The organism is Pectobacterium quasiaquaticum (assembly GCF_014946775.2).
Lineage (GTDB): Bacteria > Pseudomonadota > Gammaproteobacteria > Enterobacterales > Enterobacteriaceae > Pectobacterium > Pectobacterium aquaticum.
Map to the genome: position 1 here is coordinate 3,300,279 of NZ_CP065177.1, position 26,249 is coordinate 3,326,527.

27 protein-coding genes are annotated in these 26,249 nt (G+C 52.6%); 20 read left to right on the forward strand and 7 right to left on the reverse strand.

Features of this window, described 5'->3' with window-relative positions:
- Positions 1-228 precede the first annotated feature (228 nt).
- Positions 229-963, reverse strand: coding sequence for an FCD domain-containing protein (locus IG609_RS15105; protein WP_039490436.1), 735 nt, complete (start codon positions 961-963; stop codon positions 229-231).
- 217 nt (positions 964-1,180) lie between these two features.
- Here IG609_RS15105 and IG609_RS15110 point away from each other — a divergent pair, with 217 nt between their 5' ends.
- From IG609_RS15110 to IG609_RS15130, 5 genes are all read left to right on the forward strand, one after another.
- Positions 1,181-2,374, forward strand: coding sequence for an alpha/beta hydrolase (locus IG609_RS15110; RefSeq protein ID WP_193397581.1), 1,194 nt, complete (start codon positions 1,181-1,183; stop codon positions 2,372-2,374).
- Positions 2,375-2,459: 85 nt separating this feature from the next.
- Entirely contained in the window at positions 2,460-3,704 is a 1,245-nt protein-coding gene (locus IG609_RS15115) for a SpoIIE family protein phosphatase (RefSeq protein WP_193397582.1), read from the forward strand.
- Between the two features lie 13 nt (positions 3,705-3,717).
- A complete protein-coding gene (locus IG609_RS15120; protein WP_193397583.1) occupies positions 3,718-4,272 on the forward strand; it encodes a SiaB family protein kinase in 555 nt (184 codons plus the stop codon).
- A 1-nt stretch (position 4,273) separates the two neighbouring features.
- A complete protein-coding gene (locus tag IG609_RS15125) occupies positions 4,274-4,726 on the forward strand; it encodes a DUF1987 domain-containing protein (RefSeq protein ID WP_193397584.1) in 453 nt (150 codons plus the stop codon).
- Positions 4,713-5,420, forward strand: coding sequence for a GGDEF domain-containing protein (locus tag IG609_RS15130; RefSeq protein ID WP_193397585.1), 708 nt, complete (start codon positions 4,713-4,715; stop codon positions 5,418-5,420). Before IG609_RS15125 ends, IG609_RS15130 begins: the two co-directional genes overlap by 14 nt.
- A gap of 192 nt (positions 5,421-5,612) precedes the next feature.
- On the opposite strand, the gene mltB is transcribed toward IG609_RS15130, so the two are convergent.
- The 3 genes from mltB to IG609_RS15145 form a co-directional block, all read right to left on the reverse strand.
- Entirely contained in the window at positions 5,613-6,683 is a 1,071-nt protein-coding gene (mltB, locus tag IG609_RS15135) for a lytic murein transglycosylase B (protein ID WP_116156107.1), read from the reverse strand.
- 134 nt (positions 6,684-6,817) lie between these two features.
- Entirely contained in the window at positions 6,818-7,159 is a 342-nt protein-coding gene (locus IG609_RS15140; protein ID WP_010296489.1) for a zinc ribbon domain-containing protein YjdM, read from the reverse strand.
- A gap of 120 nt (positions 7,160-7,279) precedes the next feature.
- Positions 7,280-8,902 carry an EAL domain-containing protein gene (locus IG609_RS15145; RefSeq protein WP_193397586.1) on the reverse strand — a complete coding sequence of 541 codons (1,623 nt, stop codon included), beginning with the start codon at positions 8,900-8,902 and terminating at the stop codon, positions 7,280-7,282.
- 324 nt (positions 8,903-9,226) lie between these two features.
- Here IG609_RS15145 and fecI point away from each other — a divergent pair, with 324 nt between their 5' ends.
- The 9 genes from fecI (at position 9,227) to IG609_RS15190 (ending at position 19,206) form a co-directional block, all read left to right on the forward strand.
- Positions 9,227-9,748 carry a ferric citrate uptake sigma factor FecI gene (fecI, locus tag IG609_RS15150; RefSeq protein WP_193397607.1) on the forward strand — a complete coding sequence of 174 codons (522 nt, stop codon included), beginning with the start codon at positions 9,227-9,229 and terminating at the stop codon, positions 9,746-9,748.
- Positions 9,745-10,701, forward strand: a complete 957-nt coding sequence (gene fecR / locus IG609_RS15155; RefSeq protein ID WP_193397587.1) for a ferric citrate uptake sigma factor regulator FecR — start codon at positions 9,745-9,747, stop codon at positions 10,699-10,701. The genes fecI and fecR overlap by 4 nt, the downstream gene beginning before the upstream one ends.
- A 92-nt stretch (positions 10,702-10,793) precedes the next feature.
- A complete protein-coding gene (fecA, locus tag IG609_RS15160; protein WP_193397588.1) occupies positions 10,794-13,142 on the forward strand; it encodes a TonB-dependent Fe(3+) dicitrate receptor FecA in 2,349 nt (782 codons plus the stop codon).
- 91 nt (positions 13,143-13,233) lie between these two features.
- Entirely contained in the window at positions 13,234-14,148 is a 915-nt protein-coding gene (locus IG609_RS15165; protein ID WP_193397589.1) for a Fe(3+) dicitrate ABC transporter substrate-binding protein FecB, read from the forward strand.
- On the forward strand, positions 14,145-15,137 hold the full coding sequence (fecC, locus tag IG609_RS15170; protein WP_193397590.1) for an iron-dicitrate ABC transporter permease FecC: 993 nt from the start codon (positions 14,145-14,147) through the stop codon (positions 15,135-15,137). The genes IG609_RS15165 and fecC overlap by 4 nt, the downstream gene beginning before the upstream one ends.
- On the forward strand, positions 15,137-16,096 hold the full coding sequence (gene fecD / locus IG609_RS15175; RefSeq protein ID WP_193397591.1) for a Fe(3+) dicitrate ABC transporter permease subunit FecD: 960 nt from the start codon (positions 15,137-15,139) through the stop codon (positions 16,094-16,096). Before fecC ends, fecD begins: the two co-directional genes overlap by 1 nt.
- Entirely contained in the window at positions 16,097-16,864 is a 768-nt protein-coding gene (fecE, locus tag IG609_RS15180; RefSeq protein WP_193400095.1) for a Fe(3+) dicitrate ABC transporter ATP-binding protein FecE, read from the forward strand.
- A gap of 196 nt (positions 16,865-17,060) precedes the next feature.
- On the forward strand, positions 17,061-17,690 hold the full coding sequence (locus tag IG609_RS15185; protein ID WP_193397608.1) for a glutathione S-transferase family protein: 630 nt from the start codon (positions 17,061-17,063) through the stop codon (positions 17,688-17,690).
- 283 nt (positions 17,691-17,973) lie between these two features.
- Positions 17,974-19,206 (forward strand): DUF711 family protein, encoded by a 1,233-nt coding sequence (locus IG609_RS15190; RefSeq protein WP_193397593.1) that lies wholly within the window; start codon positions 17,974-17,976, stop codon positions 19,204-19,206.
- A gap of 289 nt (positions 19,207-19,495) precedes the next feature.
- On the opposite strand, the gene IG609_RS15195 is transcribed toward IG609_RS15190, so the two are convergent.
- Positions 19,496-19,828, reverse strand: coding sequence for a DUF4225 domain-containing protein (locus IG609_RS15195; RefSeq protein ID WP_250127218.1), 333 nt, complete (start codon positions 19,826-19,828; stop codon positions 19,496-19,498).
- Between the two features lie 70 nt (positions 19,829-19,898).
- Positions 19,899-20,780, reverse strand: coding sequence for an NmrA family NAD(P)-binding protein (locus tag IG609_RS15200; protein WP_193397594.1), 882 nt, complete (start codon positions 20,778-20,780; stop codon positions 19,899-19,901).
- A gap of 77 nt (positions 20,781-20,857) precedes the next feature.
- Between IG609_RS15200 and IG609_RS15205 the strand changes: the two genes are divergently transcribed.
- Positions 20,858-21,472: a TetR/AcrR family transcriptional regulator gene (locus IG609_RS15205; RefSeq protein ID WP_193397595.1), complete on the forward strand. Its 615-nt coding sequence runs from the start codon at positions 20,858-20,860 to the stop codon at positions 21,470-21,472.
- Between the two features lie 274 nt (positions 21,473-21,746).
- On the opposite strand, the gene IG609_RS15210 is transcribed toward IG609_RS15205, so the two are convergent.
- Entirely contained in the window at positions 21,747-22,232 is a 486-nt protein-coding gene (locus IG609_RS15210; protein WP_193397596.1) for a winged helix-turn-helix transcriptional regulator, read from the reverse strand.
- A gap of 265 nt (positions 22,233-22,497) precedes the next feature.
- Between IG609_RS15210 and IG609_RS15215 the strand changes: the two genes are divergently transcribed.
- The 5 genes from IG609_RS15215 (at position 22,498) to IG609_RS15235 (ending at position 26,189) form a co-directional block, all read left to right on the forward strand.
- The gene (locus IG609_RS15215; RefSeq protein ID WP_193397597.1) at positions 22,498-23,481 is read left to right on the forward strand and encodes an MBL fold metallo-hydrolase; all 984 of its coding nucleotides are present in this window, start codon (positions 22,498-22,500) and stop codon (positions 23,479-23,481) included.
- 8 nt (positions 23,482-23,489) lie between these two features.
- Positions 23,490-24,383: an alpha/beta hydrolase gene (locus tag IG609_RS15220; RefSeq protein ID WP_193397598.1), complete on the forward strand. Its 894-nt coding sequence runs from the start codon at positions 23,490-23,492 to the stop codon at positions 24,381-24,383.
- Between the two features lie 80 nt (positions 24,384-24,463).
- Positions 24,464-24,874 (forward strand): hypothetical protein, encoded by a 411-nt coding sequence (locus IG609_RS15225; protein ID WP_193397599.1) that lies wholly within the window; start codon positions 24,464-24,466, stop codon positions 24,872-24,874.
- A 53-nt stretch (positions 24,875-24,927) separates the two neighbouring features.
- Positions 24,928-25,341: a tautomerase family protein gene (locus IG609_RS15230; RefSeq protein WP_193397600.1), complete on the forward strand. Its 414-nt coding sequence runs from the start codon at positions 24,928-24,930 to the stop codon at positions 25,339-25,341.
- A 227-nt stretch (positions 25,342-25,568) separates the two neighbouring features.
- Positions 25,569-26,189, forward strand: a complete 621-nt coding sequence (locus tag IG609_RS15235; protein WP_193397601.1) for a flavin reductase family protein — start codon at positions 25,569-25,571, stop codon at positions 26,187-26,189.
- Positions 26,190-26,249 lie beyond the last annotated feature (60 nt).

Here is a 26,249-nt window from a genome sequence, read left to right on the forward strand (position 1 = left end):
ATGAGGAAAAGAGTCAGGAATGGGTTATTTGGTCTGATATCTTTTCTCTCCGTACACCGATGCAATGCCGGAGAGAAAATTCACACAGGGACACATACCCTAAATAATTCGAGTTTCAGGAAGGCGGCAAGAGAAGACATCCCGATGAGCTTACTTAGGTAAGTGATTCGGGTGGGTGAACGCAGCCAACGCACATGCAACTTGAAGTATGACGGGTATACAGGGGAATCAGGATTCCAGACGTGAGGGAACAGACTCGAACAGGTAGCCGTCGAAGGCCGGATCGTCCACATTCGAGATTTCCAACAGTTTAATTTTTACGTTTTCCAGATGCTGCCACATTGCCTGACGCGCCATGTTCACATCGCGGCGAGACACGGCACGCAGGATTTGTTCATGATCGTCCAGCCACTGGCGCTGATAGCTGAAATCATCGGTATGGGAGTGAATGCCCTGCCACATTGGGCTGCGTTTACGCGCCTGCCACACCTCATACACCATATTGGCTAAGACGCTGTTTTGGGTAGACTGCGCCAGCAGGCAATGGAATTGTTCATCGGCGCTTTCATCCACACTGCCGTTCTCAAGCGACGCCCGTTCTTGTTCAATGGCCTGCCGCATTTTCACGATGTCACTTTTGGTCGCCTGCATTGCGGCAAACGCAGCAACTTCGCCTTCCAGTAGCTGACGCGCCTGCATCAGCTCGAAGGGGCCATAGCCGCTGTCTACCACGCTGTCTTTTCCCTGCGCGGTCGGCAGTTGCATGACATAAACGCCAGAGCCTTTACGCACCTCAATCAGCTTTTCCAGCTCCAGCATGATCAGGGCTTCACGCACCACACTGCGGCTGACGTTGTAGGTTTCAGCAATATCACGCTCGGGAGGCAAGCGGTCGCCAATCTGGTAGTTTCCCTTCAGAATTTCCGCGCGAAGATTATCGCCAATCTGCTGATATAAACGCATACCGCCATCCCTTTATTCAACATCGGCCATCGTAATATTGGCCTGACCAAAAGACAGAAAAAACGCCCAATTTGTCTGAAGTATAACATGAAGCCATACAACGCCGCACGTTGAGCAATCTGCATGCTAAATGATTTAGGATTCGGATATAGTGTTGTCAACACGCCATTATCCCATTAGCGATCAGATTGGTATTGCCAAAAAGCAAGGAGCATAAATGACAATAAGCGTATTCCGGTTCGTTTCGTGGACAGGCTGGCAACGGGGAGTGGCCGGTTTTTTCGCCCTCATCGGCGTACTTTTTATGGCGGGATGCAACAGCAGTCCACGCGACATCGCGCCATTAGGGCAAACGTCATTCGAGCGTTACCAGCAAGACACCACGCGCTGGGTCGCAGAGCGCCGCGCCTTTCAAACCACGGATAAGCAGTTGGAATTACGTTGGAATACGCCGAGTGAAACTCGCCCCCTTGGTCAGCCGGAGAAAGCCATCTTATTAGTGCACGGATTGGGCGATTCACCTGGTTCATTCACTGACATCACCCCAAAATTGGTCGAACAAGGCTTTCTGGTCAGAACCGTGTTGCTACCGGGGCATGGCACCCGCCCCGCCGATCTGTTACACGTTACCGTCGACGACTGGCGCAACGTGGTCGCCGAGCAGGCTGCCATTCTCAGCAAAGAGGTCGATGAAGTTTATCTCGGCGGCTTTTCCACCGGCGGCAATCTGGTACTGGAATACGCTTTGCAGCACCCTGAAATCAAAGGGCTGGTGCTGTTCTCCCCCGCGATAAAATCCAACGAAAAATATGCCTTCATGGCACCAGTGCTGTCCGTGTTTACCGACTGGCTGATGCCGCCACGCCCTGGCTATCCTCAGCAGTTGGCAACCCGCTATATGCGCGTGCCGACCAACGGTTTCGCCCAATATTATTATTCCAGCAGCGGTGTGCGTTCAGAGCTTGCCAAAAAGCCTTATGACAACCCGGTGTTAATCGTGCTGGCGGAACATGATTCCGTCGTCGATACAACTTACCTTGTCGACACGTTCGATAAACAGTTTACCCACCCGCGCAGCCGTCTGATCTGGTATGGCGATCGCCCTGCCGGTATCCATTCCTCACGCGTTTTGGTGCGGACAGGCTCGCTGCCCGACTGGCGCATCAGCCAGTTCTCGCACATGTCGCTCCTGTTCTCACCAGAGAATAAGGAGTACGGCAAAACCGGATCAATCGTCATCTGCGCCAACGGCCAACCCCTGAACGACCTGAAAGCCTGTCAGGATCGCAGCACGCTGTGGTATTCAGACTGGGGATACGTGGAAAATGGCAAAACCCATGTGCGCCTGACCTTCAACCCCTACTTCGACTGGCAAAATCAGATCATGGCCAACGTGCTGGACGCGCAATAGCCTTACCGAAAACGGGGCGTTGTCATCATTTGGTCATCAAGGGCGGGTATTTTGACTTAAAGATCAATACGCCCAAAGATTAACCATGATCGCCATGCCCGTTCCTTGCGCCCGACCACTCCTGCGGGGTACACCCGTGGCGCGAGATCTTTGCATTCCTCTGCCGGACGTTTCTCCTAACACCGACAACGCCACCGTATTGCAGTTATTCAGTAAGAATAAAGAGTGGGTCAGTCTGCCTGTGGTGGAGGATGGACGCCCTTTCGGCTTAATCAACCGCCATATTTTTCTCTCGCAGATGTCCCGGCCTTTTTATCGCGAACTGTACGACAAAAAGAGCTGCATCGCGTTTATGGATAAAAATCCGCTGATTGTCGACGCACTGGCATCGCTGAACGACGTAGCGGATCAAACGGTGATTACTGGTGATAAATCGCTGACGGATGGCTTTATGATCACCGAGAACGGGCGTTATATCGGTATCGGATTAGGCATCGATCTGATCAAGGCCGTCTCCGATATGCACCTACGCCAGCATCAGCAGATTATGCAGAGCATCGAATATGCCAGCGTGATTCAGACAGCGATGCTGGCGACATCAACACAGGCGATGTCCCGCACGCTTGCCGACTGGTGTTTAGCCTGGGAGCCGCGAGACTGTGTGGGCGGCGACTGTTATGCCTTTAAAACCTATCAGAACGGCTGGCTTGCCGCCGTCGCGGATTGTACCGGACATGGCGTACCCGGCGCATTCATGACCCTGATTTTCTCTTCTGCACTGGAACAGGCGCTGACACAGCACGGTCCGATGCTGCCGGCGCAGTTATTACAGGCAATCAACCGTCATATCAAAGATACGCTGGGGCAGCGTGACGAAGCACGCCAGCTTTCTGCTTCTAACGACGGCTGCGACGCGATGCTGGTGTTCTGCGATATGATGCGCAACACACTGACGTTTTCCGGCGCACGCATGCCCGCCTTCATGCTGCAACGCGATACCGGGCAACTGACGCCACTCCAGTGCGATCGTATGGGAATTGGCTACACCGAAACGCCTTATGACTACCAGTGGTCGAGCTATGAATTGCCGCTTCATGATAATGATATGTTTTTCACCACCACGGATGGCTTGACGGATCAAATCGGCGGAGAACGCCGAATTATGTTTGGTAAACGTCGTCTACAGGAGTACCTCCGACACCATCAACACCAGCCGATGCGCGAACTGGCTAGCCAGCTCCTGTCGGCACACAAGATCTACCAGGGCGATCAGACCCGGCGAGATGATTTAACATTTTGGGGCTTCCGACATTGTTCGACTTTTGTTTAATCAGGCAGACAGAATGATGCCAAACATCAAATACACCGAATTTTTTTCACCCTCACACCAGCATGACATTACGCTGTATTACGTGGGCTATTTTTCACAAAACATCATCAGTTCACTGGCCGAAACCATGCGGCTACAGTTGGAGAAAAAACAGCTTCCTGCCGGCATCCGTCGCCGACTGTTTTCTACGTTCGTCGAAATGGTGCAGAACATTACCCGCTATTCCGCTGCACCGTTAACCGCGCGCGATCATACCGTCGAAGTCCGTCATGGCTCCGTGTGTCTGGGTTACGAAAATGGGAAATACTTCCTGTTATGCGCCAATCCGATACACCCCGACGATGTCGAGACACTGCGAGGACGTCTTGAACCGCTGCGCAATATGACGCTTGATGAAATCCGACTCGCCTACAAAGTCTCTCTGCGTGATGAAACCCCGTCATCAAGCAAAGGCGCGGATATGGGGCTGTTGACCGTCGCGCGTGATGCCAGTGAGCCACTCCAGTTTACGTTTCGGGCCGATGCATCAACGGGGCTATCTACGTTTTATCTGAAGGCAATCATTTGACATGAAAAATATAACAACCCTCAGCAACCTCTATATTTCGGGGACATCCTGTACCCCGACGGTTGATTTCCACTTTGACACACATCGTCTTTATCTTTCCGGCGAATCTTATCCTGAGAACGCTGCGGCGTTTTATCGCCCGCTGCTCACCGAGATTCAAACGTATTTACACACGTTAACAACCTACGCAGAAACGATGCCGCCGGATGAAGCACTGCCGAGCATCGAAATACACGTCTCCCTGATTTATTTCAACAGTTCCAGCACCAAGATGCTATTCAGTTTATTCAACCAGCTTAATCAGGCTGCAGAACAAGCACTCTCGATTGCGCTGTATTGGTATTACGACAAAGACGACGATATTGCGGAAGAATTTGGTGAAGAGCTTCACATCGATTTCCCTGCCCTAACCTTTAACAGCACGATTTTGAGTGATAACCATGAGCACAATTGAATTGTTTACACCGGAATACGACATTCTGCTCGCCGCGCGCAACATCGCTAACCAGCAGGAAAGACCAGCAGAAGTCTATCGCGACACGCTGCTGGCATTAACCGACCACTATCAGCGATTGGTACGCGAGTCGCACCGCCTGATTTCGCGCAGCGATCGAGCGGAGAAAGAACTAAACCGTCTGAACGCGCAGCTCAATCAGTTGGCAGTCGAACTGGAGTACAAAGCCAGCCACGATCCGCTGACCAGCGTGTATAACCGCGGTGCGATTATTGAACGCATCAACCATGCGCTGGAACGCAATCAAGCGGCACTCATCGTGCTGGATATCGATCACTTCAAGCAGGTGAACGATGCCTATGGTCACCCTACCGGTGACGCCGTGATCTGCGATCTGGTCTCGCGCGTGCAGCGCGTACTGAATACCTCGAACAGCATTGGTCGCGTCGGCGGTGAAGAGTTCACCATCCTGCTGGAAGGGCACTCGCTCATACAGGCCGTCTCGCTCGCCAACCGCCTGCATCAGGATCTCAACAGAATGCCGCTCAGCGTGCTGCCGCAACAACGCGTCACCGCCAGCTTCGGCGTCAGTTGGGCACCGCAGAAAACCCGTTTCGATGCGCTCTACGGTGCCGCGGATGCCGCGCTCTATCAGGCCAAAGAAAAAGGCAGAAATCGCGTGGAGTTTCAGTAAGTCGCAGGCTGCGCGATTGCCGTCGCCCTGACTCACGACCATAATAATGGATATCGGCTTATCTGAGGCAGATTCCCGCTATGCGTATAGTCTATGAATAGCAGCGTTATGGCGCACGAAACTGTCTCTGCGTCTGTATTGAAAATATGACGAAGAGACAGCCTGTAAATGGAAAACTTAATCGCTCGGGCCCTAGCGCGCGCGGCCTACGGCCTCACCCAGTTGCCACACGGCCATGGCGTAGTGCGTGCTGTGGTTGTAGCGCGTGATGGTGTAGAAGTTTGGTAATCCGTACCAGTATTGATAACCCGTGCCGATGTCCAAGCGCAGCAGGCTGGCTTCATTGTATCCCGCCAGCGAATGCTGTGGCGTTAAACCCGCTGCCTGTAGTTCCGTGAGCGAGTAGCGGGTATTGAAACCGTTCGGGAGCAGCGGCGCCTGACCGTTTGCCTGCACCGCGACAGGGGCACCTTTCACCCACCCGTGCGCTTTGAAATAATTGGCTACGCTGCCAATCGCATCCACCGGATCCCACAGGTTGGTATGCCCGTTGCCGTCAAAATCCACCGCGTAGTTCTTGAATGATGACGGCATAAACTGCCCATAGCCCATCGCGCCAGCGTACGAGCCGCGCAAACTGAGCGGATCGTTGCCTTCTTTACGCGCCATCAGCAGGAAGGTTTCCAACTCATCCGCAAAGTAATCGGCACGTCGCGGGTAATCAAACGCCAGCGTTGCCAACGCATCAATGATGCGCGTTTTCCCCATCACTCGGCCCCAACGGGTTTCCACGCCAATAATACCGACAATGATCTCAGGCGGGACGCCGTAAATATTCTGAGCACGCTGTAGCGCATCCTGATATTGATTCCAGAACGCCACGCCGTTTTGCACATTGTCTGGCGTAATAAACTGATTGCGATAACGGTTCCACGATCCGTTAGGCCCTGAAGGCGGGCGCGATGCTGGAGCTTGCTTATCCATCAGACGGATCACCCAATCCAGACTTTTTGCCTGCACCAGCACATCATGCAGTTGCTGGCGATTAAAGCCATGCTCCAGCACCATTTTATCGACAAACCGTGCAGTAGCCGGGTTAGTCGCAAAATCACCGCCTAGCGGATGAACATTGTGTGCGGGTTCAAGCAGGAAACCACCTTTAAAAGGATTACCTGAAGGCGCTTCTGCGGGAGGAGGGGAAGGCTGACTGCTACAGGCCGAGAGCAAAATGAGCAGAGGGAGAAAACGAACCAAATGACGCATCAGATATCCGTATAGCCAGGTAAGAAATCAATACAGGCTATGGTAAAGGATTGTCTGATGTGAAAAAACCAGCCAGAGGTGAAAAAATGCAGCGCGCCGACCAGATGGAAGACCAGCGCGCCATCGCACGCGAATCAGTTCTTCTTCACAAACTCGGATTTCAGCTTCATCGGGCCAAAACCGTCGATTTTACAGTCAATATTGTGATCGCCTTCCACCAGACGAATCCCCTTCACGCGGGTACCGATTTTCAGCGGCGTCGAACTGCCTTTGACTTTCAGGTCCTTAATAACTGTTACCGTATCGCCGTCCGCCAGCAGATTTCCGTTGGCATCTTTCACTACTAAACCGTCATCCTGCGCTGGTGCATCGCCTGCTGCCGACCACTCATTTCCGCATTCAGGGCAGTTAAGCATCTCACCTTCTTGCCAGGTATATTCAGAACTGCATTTTGGACAATGAGGTAACTGTTGCATGATAAACTCCTGAAAAATTCACAATAAAAAAGTAATAAATATCATTAGGTAACTTCCCTATTTTCGATATTTTACCTTTTTATGCATATTTTTGATAGTGAAGCCGCGTTTATCCTGACTTTACAGCTCATCTGACACCTTTTCGCCTCTTGCCGCCAGAAACGCAATCAATGCTTCTTTCGTTAGCGCTTTGGAATACAGCCAGCCCTGCGCATAAGCGACGCCAAGGCTTTTCAGATAGGCTTCCTGAGCCGGAGTTTCAATCCCTTCGGCAACAATATGCAGATTAAGACAGTGTGCCATGCTGACAATATGAGACAGCACGATATCGGTCGGTGAATGGTCACTAATATTCCCCACGAAGGACTTGTCGATTTTAAGCTTATTGGCTTTTACCCGCTCAAGATACGACAGCCCAGAATAGCCGGTACCAAAATCATCAATGGCAACATCAATGCCTTTTTGTTGATACAACTCCACCATCGGTGCTGCTTTCTGAGGCTCAATCATGGATGATTCGGTTAATTCGACATTAACATTGGCGCCATCAAGATCGTATACGGCAACCTGCTCCACGAGATAATTAAAAACGGACATATCCTCAAATTCAGCCGCCTCAAGATTAATAGAGACAAACATTTCAGGGTCATTTTTCTTCAGTACACTGGCCGTTTGTAGCGCCTGATTAATGACGAACAAAGTTAACTCTTTCATCAACCCAACCTGACGAATCATGGGAATAAAAGAGTCTGGCGTAATCAGATGACCATCCGAATGACGCCAGCGAATCAGCGCTTCACACCCCACGACCTGCGCAGTATCCAATTTAATAATCGGCTGATAATGCAATTCAAACTCGTTTTGCCTCAGCGCCTGATTGAGAACATAGCGTGGACTTTGAATTACCAGAAATTTTCTGGAGATAACCTCTGATAGCAGCAGAGAAATGAGCATGAAAATGGGCAAGGAAGAGAAAAAAATCGTTAAGTAAAATAAAAAATCCGCAGATTTATCTGCCATAACCACCAAAGTAAAATCGCTATCGAGTAGTGGTTTCAGGACATAATATTTATCGTCAATATAAAATCTATCGGGGTTATTTCCCCCTGAAGTCAAACGTGAATAAATATGGCTACTCATCGAGTCCGACAGAATAACCCGACCATCCAGCTTATTTTTCGCCAGTAATGCATATTTGATATTATAGCTGTAGGAAGGAACATCCAGAAATGAACGTGGATTCAACACCACAAGATGACGCGTAGTACCAACATAAATCATCGGCTTATCTTTATTCAGCGGACTTTCGACTTTATACCAGATGTCATAGATGCCTTTATAACGACAATCAGGCTCTGGAAGAAACATCGTATTAATGTCATTCAGCATTGAAGAACAGCGAAGCCGATTTCCATCGATATAGATCACATCCTGGATATAATCATTGTCGTAAGCAATTTTACGCAATAAATCCAGATGCGAATCATCACAATAAGGTGGATAGCTTTTTTCTAAAATATCGAGTGCAGATGTCGCCTGCAAGATTATTTTTTCAGCATGTCCAATGGTGACCTTAGAAAAATCATCCACTTCTCCTTCAAACTGTCTGAGCGAAAATGTCGAATAAACCGCAAGCACCAACGCAAAAAGCACAACCAACGTAAAAAACAGGCTGGAGGGTAATAAGAAAAAATTTTTCTTAAAATAGAGCGTTTGAAAATAGGCTAGCAGGCTTTTTTTCATAGGAGCGACGCATCATCATTATGAGAAATCCACCATAGCACACAACCCTTCCCGACAATGTAGCACTACCTCAAATAATTCTGATTTTAAGATGCCAGCAACCGTCGGATTCTGCGGTGCCTCTCAGGTAGAGGCGACATCGCTATTTGCTTTTCTATTTGCCTTCTTATTTCACTCAATATTTACCTTAAAAAACAGCCAGTTGCCTTTCATCACTATTTCTTACCACTATCGCGTTGTGATTTAATTGTAATGAGAACCATTATCATATTAACATAACGTCTATTATTGACTGTCGATACATTTTTTCTATCTCTGCTCATGATATCTGACCACGCCACTCCCTCTGCTGAACTGACGCTTGAATCACTCTATGGTTCGCATCATAGTTGGCTGAAGCATTGGCTAACGGGCAAGCTCCAATCCTCTTTTGACGCTGATGATATTGCTCAGGACACCTTCCTGCGCGTGATGAACAGCGAGTCACTGAGCGCAATCCGCGATCCTAAATCGTTTCTGTGTACCGTTGCTAAGCGCGTGATGGTCGATCTCTTCCGCCGCAATGCGCTGGAGAAAGCCTATCTGGACAGGTTGGCGCAGTTGCCGGAGGCGCTTGCACCTTCACCAGAGATCCAGCAACAGCAGCTTGAGACGCTCCAGCAGGTGGATCTCATGCTCGATGGCCTGAGCCACAAAGCACGGCAGGCGTTTCTGCTTTCCCAGCTTGATGGCATGGCTTACGGTGAGATCGCCACACGGCTGAATGTCTCCGTCAGCTCCGTCAAAAAATACGTTGCCAAAGCCACAGAGCATTGCGTGCTGTTCCGTCTGGAGCACGGGCTGTGAGCCTCCCGTTGACTGATTCCCAGCGTCAGGCTCTGCGCTCCGCCTCGCATTGGTATGCGGTGCTGGGCGACGAACGCGTGAGCCCCCAGCAAACCGAGAAATGGCAGCAGTGGTATGCGCAAAGTCGGGATCACCAGTGGGCTTGGTCGCAGGTAGAAAACCTGCGTAACCAGATGAACGTCGTGCCTAGCAACGTCGCCCACCGCGCCCTTCAGGATACGCAGCTTACCCGTCGCAGAGTGATGAGAGATCTGTTACTGCTGTTAGGCGTGGGCGGCGGGTGGCAGCTTTGGCGTTCCGATATCGGAACAGGCCTACGGGCCGACTACACCACAGCGAAAGGCGCGATCCGTCAGCAGCGCCTAGAAGACGGAACGTTGCTTTCACTGAACACCGACAGCGCCGTCGATGTTCGCTTCGATCCACAGCAGCGGCGTATTCACCTCTGGTACGGCGAAATCGCGATTACCACCGGACAGGATACCAGCAGTCGCCCTTTCTACGTGCAGACACGACACGCGCAACTGACCGCACTCGGCACTGAATTTACGGTCCGCCAGGAAGCCGACAGCACGCTACTGAGCGTGCAACACCATGCGGTGAAAGTCGTACTGGCAGAAGATCCAACCCAAGAGCGCATCGTGCGGCAGGGTGAAAGCCTGCGCTTCAGCACACGGGAGCTAGGCGAAACCCAATCCGCAGAGGAAGAAGACAGCAACTGGGCGCAGGGCATTCTCAGTTTCAGCAATAAGCCGCTCGGCGATGTGATAGCGACGCTATCGCGCTATCGTCACGGCGTGCTGCGCTGTAGCCCAGAGGTCGCGACGCTGCGGTTAAGCGGCACCTTCCCGCTGAAAAATACCGATACGGTGTTACAGGTCATCGAGAAAACACTTCCTGTTAAAATTCAGTACATTACTCGTTACTGGGTCAATATTCTTTCCGCACACTAAACGATAACGCAAAAAATTATCATTCTTGATTGTCCTTTTTCTCCCTCTCATTCGACTTAGGTGTATAGAACAAAAATGATGATGGAGATGTTATGACGCGCTTACGTGCCTTTCGTAAAGCAGCCCCTTTAGCCATGGCGATACAGCTCAGCCTGCTGTCAACAGTTGGTCTCACGACAGGAATGGCCTACGCGGCGATTGCGCCCGCCACCGCACGCTACGATATTGCTGCTGGCGAGTTAGACAAAGCACTCAACCACTATGCCTCCCGCAGCGGGATTACGCTGTCGGTCGATGCCAGCCTGACGCAGGGTAAACGCAGCAACGGCCTACACGGCGACTACACCATTGACGGCGGTCTGAAAGCCCTGCTGGCGGGTAGCGGTCTGCAACTGAAGGCGCTGGGCGATAACGCCTGGACGCTGGAACCGATCCCAGTAGCAGCGGAAGAAACGCTGACGGTCGTTGGCGACTGGTTGGGGGAAGCGCGTGAAAATGATGTCTTTGAACACGCCGGCGCACGCGATGTGATCCGTCGTGAGGACTTCGCCAAGACCGGTGCCACCACGATGCGCGATGTCTTAAACCGTATGCCGGGCGTGTATGCGCCGGAAAATAACGGCACGGGCAGCCACGATCTGGCCATGAATTTTGGTATTCGCGGTCTCAGCCCGCGCCTTGCCAGCCGTTCCACCGTGCTGATGGACGGCATTCCGGTGCCGTTTGCGCCCTACGGTCAGCCACAGCTTTCCCTCGCGCCCATTTCGCTTGGCAATATGGACGCCATTGATGTCGTGCGCGGCGGCGGTGCTGTGCGCTACGGACCACAGAGCGTCGGCGGCGTCGTGAACTTCGTCACCCGGGCGATCCCGAAAGAGTTTGGCATGAGCGCTGGCATAGAAGGTCAACACAGCCCGACGTCTTCACAGCACAACCCGAAAGAAACGCACAACCTGCTGATTGGCGGCACGGCGGATAACGGTTTTGGTTCAGCGCTGCTCTATTCCGGCACGCGCGGCAGCGACTGGCGCGAGCACAGCGCGACGCGCATTGACGACGTGATGCTGAAAAGCCGCTACGCGCCAAACGACGTGCACACGTTTAACAGCCTGCTGCAATATTACGATGGCAGCGCCGATATGCCGGGCGGCCTGTCGCGTGCCGATTACAATGCGGACCGCTGGCAGTCAACGCGCCCGTACGATCGCTTCTGGGGGCGTCGTCAGCTTGCCAGTCTGGGCTATCAATACCAGCCGGATCAGCAGCATAAATTCAATATTCAGGGCTTCTACACGCGTACGCTGCGCAGTGGCTATCTGGAACAGAATTCGATCATTACCCTGTCGCCACGCGAATATTGGGTACGTGGCATCGAACCGCGCTACAGCCAAAGTTTTACCCTCGGATCTTCCGCTCATGAAGTGGGCGTCGGCTACCGTTATGTCAGCGAATCCACCCATGAGGTGCGTTACTTCACCAGCACCACCAGCAAGACGCTGCCAAGCGCCAGCAGCCCTATCGACCGCGAAACCCGTGCGGGTACAGAAGCGCACGCCTGGTACATCGACGACCGCGTTGATATCGGCAACTGGACGATTACGCCGGGAATGCGCGTTGAGCACATCAAATCTCATCAGGACAACACGCTGAAAGGCACAGGCGAAGCGGTCAGCTACAACGCCCCGCTGCCTGCCCTGAACGTGCTCTACCACGTTAACGAGAGTTGGAATCTTTATGCAAACACCGAAGGATCATTCGGCACCGTACAGTACAGCCGAATTGGCAAGGCTGCTCAAAGCGGCAAAGTGGAGCCAGAAAAAGCGCGCACCTGGGAAGTCGGTTCCCGCTACGACGACGGCGCGCTGACGGCAGAAATGGGCATTTTTCTGGTTAACTTCAATAACCAGTATGACTCCAATCAGACCAACAACACCGTCACCACACGGGGGAAAACTCGCCATTCTGGGCTGGAAACGCAGGCTCGCTATCACCTCGCCGAGCTGTCACCCCGCTTAGACACGGTGTCGGTTTATGCGCGCTATTCGTATGTGAATGCGGAAATTCGCGAAGCGGGCGATACCTACGGCAATCAGGTGCCCTTCTCTTCAAAACACCGCGGCGGATTCGGCGTCGATTATCAGCCGGGCAATTGGACGTTCAACCTGAACAGCGAGTTCCAGTCCAGCCAGTTTGCGGATAACGCCAACACCGTTGCCGAAAGCGCCGATGGCAGCGCCGGACGTATCCCCGGCTTTATGCTGTGGGGCGCACGCGCAGCTTACGACTTTGGCCCGCAGTTCTCTGACCTCAATCTGGCCTTGGGTGTGAAAAACCTGTTCGACCACGATTACTACACGCGCTCGAACAGCGATGACAACAACAAAGGGATTTATGCCGGCCAGCCCCGCACCTTCTATATGCAGGGCTCGCTGAAATTCTGATTGTCACGTTATCACTCGCTGGGCCGATGCCCAGCCTGACTGACGATTATGACTTATTCAATCACGATAATGACCATTATGGGGTTACGCTATGTCTGCTCTACTTCGCGTTGCACTGATTACTACGCTTTGCCTGTTCGGACTGGGCCGCGCCAATGCGGTAACCGTGCAGGATGAACAAGGTTCCTTTACGCTCGACACACCGCCTCAGCGTATTGTGGTGCTGGAACTGTCTTTTGCCGATGCGCTGGCCGCGATAGATGTCAGCCCAGTCGGCATCGCCGATGATAACGATCCAGACCGGATCCTGACAGAAGTCCGCGAACATCTTAACCCCTGGCATTCCGTAGGCACACGCGCACAGCCGAGCCTGGAAGCCATCAGCGCATTGAAGCCGGATTTGATTATCGCCGACAGCAGCCGTCATAGCGGCATTTACACGGCACTGAAGGCCATCGCACCGGTGCTGTTACTGAAATCACGCAACGAAACTTATGAAGAGAATCTGCACTCAGCAGAGATCATCGGTAAGGTATTGGGGAAAGATAGCACGATGCAGGCTCGTCTGGCCCAGCATCGCGAGACGATGAAAGCCTACGCAGCCCAGCTTCCCCAAGGCACAAATGTGGCCTTCGGCACCTCGCGCGAGCAGCAGTTTAACCTGTACTCCAGCGATGCCTACACTGGCAGCGTGCTGGCCGCACTTGGTCTGAGCGTCCCAAAACCGATCAACAATGCCCCGATGGCTTCCATCAATCTGGAACAGTTGCTGGCGATTAACCCACAGTGGCTGATCGTGACGCACTATCGCGAAGAAAGTATTGTGAAACGCTGGCAGCAGGATACGCTCTGGAACCTGCTGGAAGCGCAGCAAAAACAGCAGATTGCCGCCGTTGACAGCAATGCCTGGGCGCGGATGCGCGGTATTTTTGCAGCGGAGCGCATCGGCAGCGATACGGTGAAAATTTTTAAGCATCAGCCCGTTAGCGTCAGCAGCGAGCAATGAGGCAAAGTTTTCATCCATTCTGGCGTTGGGGATTACCAATAGCGGCACTGCTAGGCGTGTTCTGGCTTAGCCTGTTCGGTTATTCCGCAATCCCCATTCCCGCCTTGAGTGCCCTCAAGGCGCTGGTAACGGGATCGTCCTCTTCGCTACCGGAGGCGCTAGTGCTCAACCTGCGTCTGCCCCGTAGTCTGGTTGCCGTACTAATCGGCGCTAGTCTGGCATTGTCCGGTGCCCTGCTTCAGACGTTGACCCATAATCCTCTGGCTTCTCCTTCTCTGCTCGGCATTAACAGCGGTGCGGCGCTGGCGATGGCGCTGACCAGCGCGTTCAGTTCCTCGCTCTCCGGTTACCCTATTGCCTTTGTTGCTGCTATCGGCGGCGGCCTGTGCTGGCTGATGGTAATGGCCGCAGGCGGCTGGCGACAAACGCTCGATCGCAATCGGCTGATTCTGGCGGGCGTCGCGCTTTCTGCGCTGTGTATGGCCTTAACGCGGATTACGCTTCTGCTGGCGGAAGATCACGCCTATGGCATTTTTTACTGGCTGGCGGGTGGCGTATCGCACGCGCGCTGGGTCGAATTCTGGCAACTCTTCCCGTTTGTTATCACCGTCACCCCGGTTGTCCTGCTGCTGACGAATCAGCTTAATTTGCTGAACATCGGTGACGTGAGCGCCCATACGCTGGGCGTCAACTTAGGCCGTCTGCGCCTGATCCTCAATCTGGCCGTGCTGATTCTGGTGGGTTCCTGCGTGAGCGTCGCCGGTCCGGTAGCATTTATCGGCCTGTTGATACCGCATCTGGCGCGTTTCTGGATCGGTTACGACCAAAGAAAGCTGCTCCCCATGAGCATGCTGATGGGTGCGGCGTTTATGTTACTGGCCGATCTGCTTGCCCGTGTGCTCGCCTGGCCGGGCGAACTGCCTGCTGGCGCGGTACTGGCACTGATCGGCGCGCCCTGTTTCGTCTGGCTGGCAAGGAGGCGAGGATAATGCGCCCCATTACTGTGTTCATCTCGATTACGCTGCTGCTACTCGCCACCAGCATTCTGTCGCTGCGCATGGGCGCGATTCCGCTGCCGTGGTCGGCGTTGATGAGCGGCTGGCACAGCACCAGCGAACATCATTATGTACTGACCCAATACCGTTTGCCCCGCGTGCTGCTGGCACTGTTCGTCGGCGCGGCACTGGCTATTTCCGGCGTGCTGGTACAAGGAATTGTGCGTAACCCGCTGGCATCGCCGGATATTCTCGGCGTGAACCACGCGGCGAGTCTGGCGACTGTCGGCGCACTGATGCTGGTGCCCGCGCTGCCCGTGATCTGGCTACCGCTGCTCGCGTTTATCGGAGGCATCGCCGGGCTGCTGCTCCTGAGACTCATCGCGGGAACATCATCGCCAATGCGGCTGGCACTCATCGGCGTCGCGCTGTCCGCGACCTGGGCAAGCGTCACCGACTACCTGATTCTCTCCCGCCCGCAGGATATCAACAACGCGCTGCTGTGGTTGACGGGTAGCCTGTGGGGGCGCGACTGGTCATTCGTGATGGTCGCGCTGCCCGTCCTCTGCGTATTGATTCCGCTCAGCCTGCGCTTTTGCCGCGATCTGGATTTGCTCGCGCTGGGCGACGACCGTGCCAGCACGCTGGGCGTGAATATCGGGCGCATTCAGTTTTGGGGGTTAGCGCTCGCCGTCGCACTCGCCGCAACCAGCGTGGCCGTGTGCGGGCCTATCGGCTTTATCAGCCTCGTGGTGCCGCATCTGATCCGCTATCTGCTGGGAGGACGGCACCGCTGGCTCCTCCCAACTTCTGCCGTTGCTGGTGCATTGGTACTGCTGCTTGCCGATCTGCTGGCGCGCACGCTGAACCCACCGATGGAATTACCCGCAGGGGTGCTCACTGCCATTATCGGCGCGCCCTGGTTTTTTTGGTTTCTCGTGAGAATGCGCTAAATGGAACTGACAACACAAAACCTGACGGCGGGCTATGGCGACAAGCGTATTCTTGACGGATTGTCGCTGTCGCTGCCCGCCGGAAAAATTACTGCCCTGCTCGGCCCCAACGGCTGCGGCAAGTCAACGCTGCTGAAGTGCTTTGCCAAGCTGCTTACCCCGGAATCCGGCGTTATTCAGCTCGACGGCAAGCCGCTCTCTGCGTTCTCTGCCCGCCAGCTCTCGCGCCATCTGGCGCTGTTACCGCAGCAGCATTTGACGCCAGAGGGGATCACCGTGCGCGACATGGTGGCCTACGGGCGCAGCCCTTGGCTGTCACTGTGGGGACGATTATCGCAGGACGATCGCCAGCGCGTGCAGCTCGCAATGGAGAAAACGCACATCGTCGACCTCGCCGACAAACGGTTAACCGATTTGTCCGGTGGACAGCGTCAGCGGGCATTTCTGGCGATGCTGCTGGCGCAGGATACGCCCGTCGTCCTGCTCGATGAACCGACAACCTATCTCGATATTAATCATCAGGTCGAGTTAATGAAACTGCTGCGTGAACTGAATCAGGCGGGCAAAACGGTCGTGACCGTCTTGCACGATCTGAATCAGGCCAGCCGCTATTGCGATCATCTGGTGATGCTGGCAGGTGGACGCGTGATGGCGCAGGGATCACCGCACGAGGTAATGAAACCGGCATTACTCCAGCAGGTGTTCAGCATTGATGCGGAGATCCACGCCGAGCCCATTTCAGGACAGCCGATGTGTGTGGTGCGGTGATAGCGGGTCATGTTTTTTATCCAGTATTCGTGGGCATAACTACCTCATAAAAATATTTATGCCCTCTCGAAAATAGCCTTGTTAGCCATGAGCTATCAGAACCGCTATTCTGCCTGTGTGACAGGGAACCAATACACATAGTGGGAACACCACTATGGCGATTAGCTCAAACCATCAGGATTTAAGGAAGCGCGATATGAGATTAAAATTGCATCATCTTAATGATTCACGGTCTGTTCGTATCCTCTGGCTGCTTGAGGAAGCGGGGATACCCTATGAACTCGTCAGATATCAGCGGGATGAAAAAACGCATTTAGCACCGGCCTCCTTGAGAGCGATCCATCCTTTAGGTAAATCACCGTTGATTGAAGAAGATGGCAAGATCATCGCAGAATCCGGCGCTATCGTTGAATACCTGATCAATCGCCACGCAAAACACCTGGCCCCGGATTCAAATGCGGCCGAATACATTGACTATCTGCAATGGATACACTTTGCGGAAAGCTCCGCCATGCTTCCAGTTTTATTGAAGATCTTTGGCGAGTTTGAAAAGAATACCGGCACCACGCTGAATTTCCTCGAAGGTTACGCTGACAACGAATTCGAGAAAGTCTTTTCATTCTTAGACGATTCACTATCTTCACGGAAATTCATCGTGGGCGATACGCTGAGCGGCGCAGATATTATGCTGGGCTTTGTTATTAACACCGTCGTGGAGAGACTCGTTCCCGGCGAGCGCTTCCCAAATATACAGCGCTACTCACAGCGCCTGAAAAACCTGCCTAGCTGGAAAAAAGTTCAGACCATTGAATCACGCACAGAATAAGGGATCAGCGCGAGGCATCATGCCATTGGGAATACTTGCGTACCGCCTCGCGCACTTCAGTAATAGTGGAAAAATCGGGTGTGCATCCATATCAAAACCAGCAACACGCTATTTTTCAAGATAATGCTTCAGATCCAATCGCGACTCATACATATTAATGCGTATAAAAAAGCAGTGCACGTCGCCGTATACATCAAATGCCATTGTATTTTTTTTGCTATGCCGAGTAGGATGATATGACAGAGTCACTCACTGTATGGCAATAGTTTCCAAGGAGAACCTAGTGGATTATAAAGAGAAAGCACTTTGTAAAATACGGACTGTGACAACGTTTCTATCATTACGTCACGATAAAGAGAGTTGGAAGACAGAAATTAATAAAGCCTCAAAATTTTTATCAGATTTAATGGCAGAGTTTCAACGTCACCACTACACGGTACAGTCCATTCGCATTGTTACCAATCCATTTGGGGAATATCTCAATCTAAGCAGTATAGAGAATGCCCGAGCTGATTTACACTATATTAGCGAATTATTGGCTCACAATAATCACTCAGGAGTAAGGGTAAGATTTGCTATTGGTGAAGCAAAAACAACAAGAGAAATTGAGATACTGCCTGATCTCATCAATGAGTTTGGCGATTTGTGTAATGCCTGTGTAAATATCCCCTTAGATGATTATGGCATTGTCGACAATGAGCTTATTAAAACTGCCGCTTTATGTGTAAAAAAAATCAGTATAATAACTCCTCGGGGTGAGGGAAACTTTAACTTTACAGTCAACTTCAATTGCAAGCCACTGATTCCTTACTTTCCGGCTGGATATCACAAAAAAGAATTAGGGGATTGCTTTGTTATTGGCCTTGAAACCCCCGACCTACTGGTTAATACATTAAAAACCTTTAATGAAGAGAAAAGCATAAAAAATCATAATGAACTATTCAGTAATTATTACACCATACTGAGCACAGCGCTTCAGTATCATATTTCAGCAATTAAAAATATTATTACACATGCAGAAATGGATTTTCCTTTTAAGTTTTCAGGCTTCGATAGTTCGGCAGCTCCCTCTAAATATTGTGCCAGTATGGCAGAAGTCTATGAACAGATGGGGGTCGAATACTTTGGTGCATCAGGTACTGTTGAAGCATCAGGGCTATTAACCAAAGTATTTAAATCAGTAAAAGAGACAGAATTAGTGGGTTTTTCTGGATTAATGCTTGCGTTAACCGAAGATCAAGGTTTAGCCGATGGCTCTGTGAAATCAAATTTTGATATTCGTGCACTGCTGACTTACAGCGCTGTTTGTGGAATTGGGTTGGATACTGTTCCTGTTCCCGGTGATGTATCTATTGATAAACTTTCTGCTTTAATGAGAGACACTGGGACGATGGCTTTTCGCCTAAATAAACCACTTACTGTTCGCGTTTTCCCTGTTCCTGGCATGCAGGCAGGTGATATGACCAACTTTGAAAGTGATGACTTATGTAATTGTGCGGTGTTGGCTGTGCCATAACGTTATGCTCAAAATAATTCGAGTTTCAGGAAAAAACGGCAAGGCGTTTTTGAACAGCGCTTGTGCTGACCCCAAAGGGCTGATGTCGTAAGGCCGAATAACGCGGCAAGAAAAGGTCAAATTCGTCGGGAACGAGTTTCACCAGCCAACGGCTGGCCTTCGGTGAGATACAGGATGTCTCTCATTTAATCCCGATGAGTTTACTCAAGTCAGTGATTCGGGTGAGTGAGTCTGAATGATATCGGCCGCACGATTATCTTCAGTATCAGTGATGCTCTGCTCATCGTATTTATTTTTCTATAATAATCGCGGGGAATATATCGAAAAACCCTCCAGTTTTTAGTGTTAAGTTTACGATGCCATAGAATGAAGTGACAAGATCGACTGAATGATAAGCTAACAGGCCTGATTTTTTATCAAATCCCAGAAATTCTGCCGTACGTATATAACCAGACTTCATAAATCCAATTTCATTATCATTCCCAATAAGATGGAAAAAACTCTCTATGGATGAACTTGTACCAGTGAAGACAATGTGAGCACCCATAAATCTCCCAACATATGTTGTTGCACCAGCAAGAATACCAAATCCAGAAACAAACTGAGCACCACCAACAATCACACCGATTGCATTTATTGATTCCTGCAGCCATTTTTAATATGCAAGGAGGTTAAAGGACACCCTTGGTCTTTTACCTAAAGAACTCAATGTGTTCCTTAAGCCAGTCAGAAAGCTCACGCGGGGCTGACCCAGTTAGTTCTTCGACCGTCAGGGTTCGCTCTATCAGTACTGACTGATTGAATATTCGCTCCAGTCCAACCAGCAGTTCTGCAACGAATGAAGGCAGCCCTTCAGCCAGTAACGCAGCACGCTGTTCCTCGGGTGAGCGGCCCATATAGGTGACCGTACGACCTAAAAGATCGGATAATTGCTCTGCAACCTCATGCATTGTCCAGTTACGTGGGCCGGTAAGGTGATAAGCACGCTGGGAGTTTTCCTCTACTTTTTCAAGTAGCGCCGCACGTGCCGCATCGGCTATATCCCGAACGTCAATCAGATTGACACGTCCCTTACCTGCTGCGCCTGCCCAAGTTCCAGCAGCGACATGTTTGCCAGCACGCTTGAGTACATCCATGAAAGTCGTCGGTCTCAATACGGTTGAGGCTACAGGTTGTTGGGCCAGATGAGCCTCTATCGCAGCATGCCACGCAAAAGGATTGGCGAGCGTCGCGGGTCCCATCACGGAAAGTTTAACAATATGGCGTACGCCTGTTTTTACCGCTGCATCAATGAGTGCTATCTCATTAGCCACCTGTTGAAGGGATGTACCATGGGAGATAAAAAGCTTATCGACACCCACAAGCCCCATTTCTAACGTTGAAGGCTTATCAAAATCCACAACCGCAAATGATACTCTGTCGGAAATATGTTTAGGTTCCTTTTGACGCGTGAGTGAAATAATCTCCACGGGATCTGATGAAAGCTTATTGATTAAGTGTGAACCGACCCGACCTGTAGCGCCCGCAACAGCGATGCGAAGTTCAGGTGCAGTAGTATTCGATTGATTAAGCATGGTGAAGCCTTATTATATGATGGAACGATCAGTACAGTATCTTGGTACGATCATTCCAGATTGTCAACGGAGGATTTATGAGCGGTAAACCGCAATACGATGAAAATACCGTGCTGAATGCAGCGATTGATGTTTTCTGGGGGCATGGTTATGCAAACGCATCCATCAGCGACCTTACTGAAGCAACTGGCCTGTCTCGGTCGAGCCTTTATCAGCGTTTTGGAGATAAGGACGGGCTATTCAATGAGTGCCTCAGGCTGTATACGGGCCGCGTCCTGACACGCATGAATTCGATTCAATCTGAGTCTTCAAGAGTGAGGGTTGAAGCATTGCTGCGTGAATTCCTTCCTGACAGCGCTGGAACAAGCCACCGCAAAGGTTGCCTGCTGTCTCGCAGCCTCACTGAGCAGGCAGACCTGACACCCGAAGGAAAAATAACTACTAATGTGGGCATTTGCCAACAGCGACAGGTATTTTTAAACATTTTGGCGCAAGGGCAATTAGCGGGTGAAATCGCGGAGGATGTCGATCTGGAACTGCTGGCCTGGTATTACTTTGGCATTCTGCAGTCGGTTGTCAATCTGCCTTCAGCCGGAGCAAGCCGACAGACGCTTTCACAGCTCATTGATATTTCAATGTCGGCCTGGCCAAAAAGCGAGATTACCCATTCAGATTCTGATGGGATAACCTGAATCGGTATCATCAAAAAATATCAGGCCCGCACTTACCGGAGTGTAAAACCAGAAATTGCCAGCAGGCAGCGTTGTGCCTAAACAAAACATCTGAGTACCCCACCGTTTCTCATTTCATCTCAGCAGCCTGATCAAACCGCCACCTAGCGGCTTCAACTTCAGGCTATTTATTCAGCGTACATTAGTGTAGTTCACGGAATGGTTGCTGCAAGGTCCAACTGCCATCAGGATGTGTGTTGCCATCGGGATGTATGTCATGGCGCAAAGATGAGTACTAATGATCGATTGCCTTCTCGTCGTCGGCGCTGAGTTCGGCCAAAACTGAGCGCGCTGGACGCGGTGCACCGAGATGCAGGTAACGGAGTTCATCCATAAAGGCACTCCAAAATGAGGGCCCCCCCCTTTCCAGCCGCTCCGCACGCAAAGACGCGTCCTTGCTAGCTTGCGTATGTCGAAGACCCCAAGCAGCCATCTGTGCGAGCAGAGGTACAAGCTGTATGGCCGCTTCCGTAAGGCTGTAGATCCCTTTCTGATGATGATTCGGATCCGGACATCGTGTCAGCAGGCCTGACGCGGCCAAGTGTTTCAGCCGACTTGCGAGAATGTTAGTGGCGATGCCTTCCTGATTTTGCTCCAGCAGGGCGCCATAACTGCGTCGGTTCTCGAACATAACATCGCGGATAACGATCAGGCTCCAGCGGTCGCCTATCTGTTCAAGCGTCAGGTTGATCGGGCAGCCCGATCGTCTTGTTTGCGGCACAGCGATTCTCCTTAAATCTTCACTTGCATTATGCAAGTTTCACAAATACCATGCAACCACTTGCAGTTTGCAAGTAATGAAATTCCTGACGGTTCGACAGCGAAATCGAACATGCGTGTGGCTTTCACCACGGATTATGTCGGCAATTCGGTAATGCGGGTGGCCGGAAAGGCAATAACGACATGGCACGATGAGCCGGCGTTCCGCGAAAGATCATTACGTATTTACGTACCTATCTCACTACACACAATGATTAGGAAACACGATGAAATTCTCCACTATCAGTTCGCGTACCCTGCTCGCGGTATCGTTAACATTCGGCGGCACTTTCGTTGCTGTCGCACCGGCCCAGGCTGCAGCGCCGATGCAGCACAAGCAGGTTGCTGGCTTCTATCGCACAATGATTGGTGACTATGAAGTCACCGTGCTCCATGACGGCAGCGGCAGCATTGACTCCAGCCTCCTGCATGGCGATCCGGCGCTCATCCAGTCCCTCCTGGCGCGCTCCTTCCAAAATGATCCCAAGAAAGTCTCGGCCACCGTCCAGGGCTACCTCGTCAACACAGGATCCAAGCTCGTTCTCATCGATACCGGCTCAGGCGGCCACTGGGGCGGTCCCACGCTGGGCAAGCTCGTGCAGAACCTGAAGGCTTCTGGCTACAAGCCGGAGCAGGTTGATCTGGTGCTGCTGACCCATCTTCACGCTGACCATACTGGCGGGATCTACAAAGACGGGAAACGCGTCTTCCCGAATGCGACCGTGATGATGAAGAAGGCCGACGCTGACTTCTGGCTGTCGAAGGACATCATGGCCAAGGCCCCGGAAGACGCAAAAATCTTCTTCACGGTGGCACAGGATGCCGCCGCGCCTTACATCGCTGCAGGCAAGTGGAAACCGTACGAAGGCATGGACGAAATCGTCCCCGGCATCGCACCGTATGCCATTCCCGGCCATACGCCCGGTCACACCGGCTACATGATTTCCTCAAAGGGTCAGTCACTGCTGGTGTGGGGCGACGTCGCTCATGTTGGCGCCGTGCAGATGCCACACCCGGAAGTCAGCATCGTCTTTGACTCAGACAGCGTATCGGCTGTCAAAACGCGTGAAGCCCTTCTGGTGAAACTCGCCGCGGACAAGACGATGATTGCCGCAGCCCACATGCCGTTCCCTGGCCTGGGCCGTCTTCGCCAGGCAGACAACGGCGTGGGCTATGACTGGGTGCCGGCTACCTTCGTCAACCTGAAGTGAGGTGAATCATGACCTACGACGCATCTTCCGCCCGCAAGCTCCGCGAGACGATATTTGCCTTCAATATTGCGAACCCAGTACACACCATCGAGACGCTGCGCGTCGGCATGGAGGCTATTTCACAAGCCAACCCACCGGCGGCTGACCTGACCGTCGAGTCAACCGAACTCGGAGGTGTCGCTGCGGTGGCGATTACGGCTCCCAGCGCGTCCAAAGACCGGGTTATCTATCATTTCCACGGTGGTGGCTGGGTGGCGGGCTCTCCTGCCTCGCATTTGGGCATGCTCGGAGAGCTGTCTCGAGCGGCAAAGTCCCAGGTCATCGTTCTGGACCACTCTAGGGCACCCGAGCACCCATTTCCGGCGTCCTACAACGAGTCCATCCGCGGCTACGAAGCCGTGCGTGCGCTTGGCAAACCGTTCGCCGTGACAGGAGATTCCAGTGGCGGCGGCATGGCTCTCAACGTTCTTGCCTACGCATCCTCAAAGGGCCACAAGGACGCGCGAGCCGCGCTACTCATTAGCCCATGGGCAGACTTAACGCTGGCGCTGCCCTCGTTAACACAGTTGGCCGACCGCGACCCAATGGTCAACGCGAGCGCGATGCGGGAGATGGTCGAGGCGTACGCAGGCAACCACGACTTGAAGGATCCGCGTATCTCCCCCCTGTTCGCCGACATGCACGGTTTTCCTCCACTGCTCATCCATGTCGGAAGCAATGAAATACTTCTCGACGACGCGCTTGAAATTGACCGAAAGGTGCGAGCGGCCGGCGGTGAGTCGCACCTTGAGGTCTGGCCGGAGATGCTCCACGTCTGGCACATCCAGACAGCCTCTTTGCCTCAGGCCCACGACGCGCTACAGCGAGCCGGCGAGTTTCTCATCGGGCACCTCGAGAAATAGCCGCGCACACTCTGCGAAGACGCAGATACTCGATAGAAGATTGTAATGACTACTGACAAGACATCAGACAGGAGATGGTAATGACTACTGAAACCAACGCGCCGGGAACGGCATGGATGCAAATCGTCATGAAGAAAGGAACGAGCGACTTCGCAAAGTCGTTTACCGCTGACGCCAGCCTTCAGACCTCAGCCCTCAGCCAGACCGTGGTCGGCCCGACACTCATCGGGGCGTTCTTTGCCGCGACGAGCACGATGTACGAACACTTCGAGTTCACTGCGGAGACCGTCGACGGTGCGAAGACTTACCTTGAGTGGAATGCCATCCACGCTGGCAAGCCGATCGCCGGCGTCACCCTGCTCACTCGAAATGAGTCCGGCCTCATCAACAATATCAAGCTCTTCCAAAGCCCGTTTGCCGTCGTTCGTGAGTTTTCATCCGGCCTTAGGGAGCGACTCGAAGGAACACTCGGTCAGGACTTTTTCAGCTAAGCCGAGAAAACAGCACCTCATTTAACCTGAACAACACAGCTGAGGAAACACTCATGCCAATATTTCACGCTCACATTCCGGCTCAAAAATTCTCTGGCGACGAGAAGCGGGCTCTGGCGGATGCCTTAAATCTCGCACTTCATGAAGCCATGGATACACCTATGGATGACCGTTTCGTCATCATCAGCGAGCACAAGGACGATGAATTCTTCATCCATCCGACTTTTCCTGACATGAAAAGATCTGACAAGCGCATGCTCGTAACGGTGACGACCGGTACGAGCAGGACAGTGGAGCAAAAACGCAAGCTTGCGGAGTTGGTCACCCGCTACGCAGTAGAAAAGGTCGGCGTCAGCCAGGACGATGTCACCCTTATAATGCAGGCTATTCCCCTGGAGAGCATGAGCTTCGGCGGTGGAAAGCTGGTCTCTGACATCGACCTTTCTATGCCGTGGGTAAACAAGTAAGAAAGACGAAGCGGCCCAGTTCCTGGAAACGGGGCCGCGAAATTGACCTGAAACGGATGTCTTGTACATTCCTCCGGCGTGGAGCTTATCTGGCTCCGATCCAACACCATTCGCTGGACGGGTATCGGGATGAATATAACCACCGCTCCGGCCCTGGCGCTGCGGACGCATACCGAACCGGAGGCGCCGGCTACATTCCTTTTGCCCGTACCCAAAGAGGTAAGACTATGACCGACTGGCATTTCTATGAACCGGCGCAGGGGCATTCCCTGCGTCACGATCCGCTCAACGCCATCGTCGCTCCGCGACCGATCGGCTGGATCAGCACAGTCTCTAACGATGGCGTGCGCAACCTTGCACCTTACAGCTTCTTCAACCTGTTCAGTTACAAACCGCCGATCATCGGCTTTTGCTCGCTGGGTGCGAAGGACTCGCTCGCCAACGCGCGTGACACCGGCGAGTTCGTATGGAATCTGGTGACGAGAGAGCTCGTCGAGACGATGAACGCCTCCGCGGCGATGGTACCAGCACACGTCGATGAGTTCGGGTTAGCCGGGCTGGAGAGTCTGCCTTCTGCCAAAGTGCGGCCATCGCGCGTTGCGGCTAGCCCGGTGCAGTTAGAGTGCGTGGTTACCCAGATCGTGCAGCTTGAGGCGCAGGGCGGCGCGGCGCTGCCGGCGTGGCTGGTGTTGGGCGAAGCAGTAGCGATCCACATTGACCGGAAGTTGATCAAGGACGGCGTGTACCAGACTGCGCAGGCACGCCCGATCCTGCGCGGCGGTGGGCCGGCCGACTACTTCGAAATCAGCGCGGAGCAGCTTTTCAGGCTTGAGCGACCCGTTGATTGACCCGGCGCCGAGCAAGATCGTGCATGGGCTGCTCGATAGCGTCTGGAAATTTTCCACGAA